The sequence below is a fragment of the Turicibacter sp. T129 genome (assembly GCF_025594975.1).
In the GTDB taxonomy this organism is placed as follows: Bacteria; Bacillota_I; Bacilli_A; order MOL361; family Turicibacteraceae; genus Turicibacter; species Turicibacter bilis.
On sequence record NZ_JAMQUU010000108.1, the window covers coordinates 1 to 677 of the forward strand.

The 677-nt window shown below is 28.1% G+C and carries 1 protein-coding gene; it reads left to right on the forward strand.

Annotated features, from left to right (window positions below; genetic code table 11):
• Positions 1 to 145 precede the first annotated feature (145 nt).
• Positions 146 to 631: a GNAT family N-acetyltransferase gene (locus tag NEH75_RS13110; RefSeq protein WP_055306076.1), complete on the forward strand. Its 486-nt coding sequence runs from the start codon at positions 146 to 148 to the stop codon at positions 629 to 631.
• Positions 632 to 677 lie beyond the last annotated feature (46 nt).

Genomic DNA, 677 nt, shown 5'->3' on the forward strand with positions numbered 1-677 from the left:
GTCAAACACTTTTTTATTTTTAGCTCTGTTAGATTTTATTGTTGGTAAATAAGAAATCTAACAGAGCTTGTAATTTTTACGAAAAACATTGTGTTATAATATATATTAATATATGCTATAAAGATTTAATGAGGGGAGGGATAAAATGCTTGAAACTAAAAGGTTGAAACTTAGAAATTTCAAAGATACTGATATTTATGAATTATTTGATTACCGCAATAATCAAATATGCGCAAAGTATCAAAGATATGACGATAAGTCTGAAAAAGCTCTTAGTGAGTTTATTAAAAGAAATAAAGACCAACATTTTCTATCAGAAACAGAACAGCATTACGCTATTACTCTAAAGACAGATGAACTCATTGGAGATGTAGCAATCTATTTTAAAAAGGAAACAATAACACTTGGCTATACGATTTCATACAAGCATCATAGAAAGGGTTATGCTTTTGAAATTCTATCCGCTTTAGTTAAGTCTCTTCATTATAAATATTTGGAGTATGAAATTGTCTGTTTAGTGGATGAAGGTAACATACCGAGTATGAAATTGTTAGAGAAATTAGGCTTTATCAATGAAGGATATGAAGAAAAGGTAAAGTCTTATATTTTTAGTTTAAGCTGTGTTAGATAAAAATGTTGAATATTAGTAAAAAAATGGGGCTGTATCAAAATGACTA

Coding starts and splice junctions, on each gene's coding strand:
- NEH75_RS13110 (WP_055306076.1), top strand. CDS start 146: ATGCTTGAAACTAAAAGGTTGAAACTTAGAAATTTCAAAGATACTGAT.